This window comes from Chamaesiphon sp. OTE_20_metabat_361 (assembly GCF_031364565.1).
This window is the reverse complement of sequence record NZ_JANLWO010000761.1, coordinates 1-3,347: the sequence shown is the minus strand read 5'-3', so window position 1 is coordinate 3,347 and position 3,347 is coordinate 1. Positions and strand designations below refer to the sequence as shown.

The following is a 3,347-nucleotide window of genomic DNA, read 5'->3' as shown; positions in this document are numbered from 1 at the left end:
ACCCGCTCCGCTATACGATCTCGTTGTAATTGGGGCGGGAACGGCTGGACTGGTTGTGGCGGCTGGAGCAGCAGGATTGAAACTGGGATTGAAAATTGCGCTGATCGAGAAAAGCCTGATGGGGGGTGATTGCCTAAATTTGGGCTGTGTGCCCTCTAAAACGATGATTCAGTCGGCGCGAGTCGCTGCGACAATCCGCAATGCTGAGCCGTTTGGCATTCGTCCACCCGCAGAAGTAGATGTTGATTTTGCAGCGGTGATGGAGCGAATGCGGCGGATTCGAGCCGAGATTAGCACTCATGATTCGGCTAAAGAATTTAGTTCTCAGGGCATTGATGTGTTTTTGGGCAATGCCGCATTCGTAGACGAACGAACCGTCGAAGTCAATGGTCGGCTGCTGCGCTTTAAGAAGGCAGCGATTACCACAGGTGCCCGTGCCGCTCATCCCAACATCCCTGGGCTGACGGAAGCTGGATTCCTCACCCATGAAACCGTCTTTTCACTGGTCGATCGACCAGCGCGGCTCGCGGTAATTGGCGGCGGTCCGATCGGGTGTGAGTTCGCGCAAGCCTTTGGGCGGCTGGGTAGTCAAGTAACGCTGCTGCACAAAAATGAGCACTTGCTCGATCGGGAAGATATCGATGCCGCCCAAGCGATCGAGCAGCGCTTTGGACGAGAAGGTCTCAACGTCCTGTTAAATAGCACGGTCAAACGCGTCGAGCAGACGGATGCTGGCACAGCGATCCACTATGAGCAGCAAGGCGCAACTCAAACTGTTATTGTCGATCGGATTTTAATCGGTGCAGGACGATCCCCGAATGTAGAAGAACTCAACCTAGAGGCAGCGGGTGTGAGTTACGATCCTACTGGCGTTGTGGTGGATGATTATCTGCAAACCACTAACCCGCGCATCTATGCAGCAGGTGACATCTGTATGAAGTGGAAATTTACTCACGCCGCTGATGCCGCCGCCCGCATCGCGATCAAAAATGCTCTATTTGCGCCATTCGGCATCGGACGCAGCAAGCTCAGCAGTCTAGTTATGCCTTGGGTGACTTATACCGACCCCGAAATTGCCCATGTTGGACTTTATGAGGCAGAAGCTCAAGCCCAAGGAATAGCCACTGAAACAATTCACATTCCGTTCTCAGAAGTCGATCGAGCCTTAACCGATGGCGAAACAGAGGGCTTTGTGAAAATTCTGCTGCGACGCGGCTCCGATCGGATTCTGGGAGCAACGATCGTCGCGAGTCACGCAGGCGATCTGATTAGCGAAATCACACTGGCAATAGTCACCAAGCAAGGACTTAAAGCACTGTCTCAAGTGATTCATCCCTATCCAACCCAAGCCGGGGCAATTAAGCAAGCGGCTGACGAGTACTATCGCCAAACCTTTGTCAATCCCACCCTTCAGGTGCTGTTAAAGCTGGGCGCAAAATTTAGTTAGCGAATATCCTCATAGAACTGCTTGAGATAGTCTGCGGAGACGCCAACTCCCCATAGAACCCCGACGTAAAGGTAGATCGCGGTGGCTTTCCATGCTCCCCAATGAGCGACGCGACGATCGGACGACTGAACGACGCGATTTACCTGTCGAATTCGCCCTTTTTGTACCAACCGCAAACACAGATCGCCATCTTCCATAATCGGGAGTGTCTCATCAAAGCCACCGCACTCCCAAAACTCAGCCCGACGACAAAACATTACTTGATCCCCAAATAAAAGACGCAATCCTTTGAAGAACAAATGAGGTTTAAACAGCAAAGGAGCATAGTAAGTTTTGAGATAATTGTGCAGTGAAACTCCCCAGCGGGTTGTTTGCGCTCCAGTCATCAGCGAAACAAAGCCGCCACAGACAACGGCTGGATCTGCTAATACCCGATCGATAATAGCGATCGTGTCATCTGGCACTCCCGTATCAGCATGTAAAAAAACCACAACATCACCTGTTGCTAACTTTGCGCCGTAATTCATCTGAACCGAGCGTCCGAGACGATCGCACGTTAGTACCTGGACTCCAGCGGCTTGGGCAATTGCCAGCGTCTCATCCTCACTACCGCCATCGACCACCAGCACTTCTAAGGGCGGTGGATCGAGGACTTGAAGCTGTCTTAGCGTGCGTCCAAGGCTATTTGCTTCGTTCAGGGTAGGAATCACGATCGAGACTCTGAGCATTTTCCTTTCCTACTTTTGATTTGGCTCAGGCAGTGTGAGTACGATGGAGAGTAATGCTGGCACTGGAAATAGTTGTTGATGTTCTTGTCCGCACGATCGTGGATCGACTCACAACAACTGTGGAGCTTTAATGCTTGAATTGTATTATCTAGGGATAAAAACTCATCTGCGGTAGTCCGAGTGTTTCATCCCAACCCATCATCGCATTGAGACATTGGATTGCTTGTCCGGCTTGCCCTTTGATCAGATTATCGATCGCGGATACTACGATTACGCGACCAGTTCGCACGTCAACTTCGACGGCGATGTAGCAGAGGTTGGTACCTGCTGCCCATTTGGTTTGGGGATAGATGCCGCCTTCTAAGATGCGGACGAAGGGAGAGGAGCGGTAGAAAGCTTTGTAAATGGTAATTAAGTCTTCGGTGACTAAGCCGGGATCGCGGATCGTGGCATAGACAGTCGAGAGGATGCCTCGTACCATCGGGATTAGATGGGGGGTAAATTGGACTTTGACTTCATGGCTGGCAAGATCGCTGCAAACTTGTTCGATTTCGGGTGTATGGCGATGTCCGGCGATGCTGTAGGCAGTAATGCTGTTATCGGCTTCCGCTAGCAAGAGATGAGTTTTAGCTTGTCTGCCGCCCCCAGAGGTGCCGGATTTGGCATCGATGATGGCGGTGTCGGCATCGATTAGACCTTGCTTGAGCAGGGGTGAGAGGGCGAGGAGGCTGGCGGTAGGATAACAGCCGGGACAGCCGACGAGTTTGGCATTGCGGAGTTTGGCACGATAAAGTTCGGGCAAGCCATAGACCGCCTGTGCTGCGGTTTCGCGATCGGTACGCGGAATCTTATACCATTGGGTATAGGTATCGAGATCGGCAAATCGATAGTCTGCCGATAGATCGAGGACGCTACAGCCTTTAGCGATCAATTTTGGGGCGAGTTCGCAGGCTAAACCATTGGGGAGGGCGAGAAATACTGCCTGACACCGGGAGGCAATGACATCGACATCGATCGATTCGATGGTTAAATTTACGATATGAGCGAGATGGGGATAGAGATCTCCAAACTTTTTACCCGCACTGCTGTCGCCGCCCAAATAAGCAATCTCGATCGCGGGATGATCTTGCAACAAGCGCACCAACTGCACCCCACCATAGCCTGACGCACCG

At 52.0% G+C, this 3,347-nt stretch carries 3 protein-coding genes; 1 reads left to right on the top strand and 2 read right to left on the bottom strand.

The window, feature by feature from the left end:
* Nucleotides 1-1,447: mercuric reductase (locus tag RMO35_RS21540; protein WP_309744135.1), on the top strand; the 1,447-nt coding region annotated here is incomplete at its 5' end.
* Here RMO35_RS21540 and RMO35_RS21535 read toward each other — a convergent pair.
* Complete coding sequence (locus tag RMO35_RS21535; RefSeq protein WP_309744132.1) at nt 1,444-2,175, bottom strand: TIGR04283 family arsenosugar biosynthesis glycosyltransferase; 732 nt, start codon at nt 2,173-2,175, stop codon at nt 1,444-1,446. The genes RMO35_RS21540 and RMO35_RS21535 overlap by 4 nt on opposite strands.
* Before the next feature lie 148 nt (nt 2,176-2,323).
* A partial coding sequence (gene argC / locus RMO35_RS21530) for an N-acetyl-gamma-glutamyl-phosphate reductase (protein ID WP_309744129.1) occupies nt 2,324-3,347 on the bottom strand: 1,024 nt, incomplete at its 5' end.

What these genes read in the sequence shown, in the direction of transcription:
- RMO35_RS21535 (WP_309744132.1), bottom strand. Translation starts at nt 2,175, where the DNA reads ATGCTCAGAGTCTCGATCGTGATTCCTACCCTGAACGAAGCAAATAGC.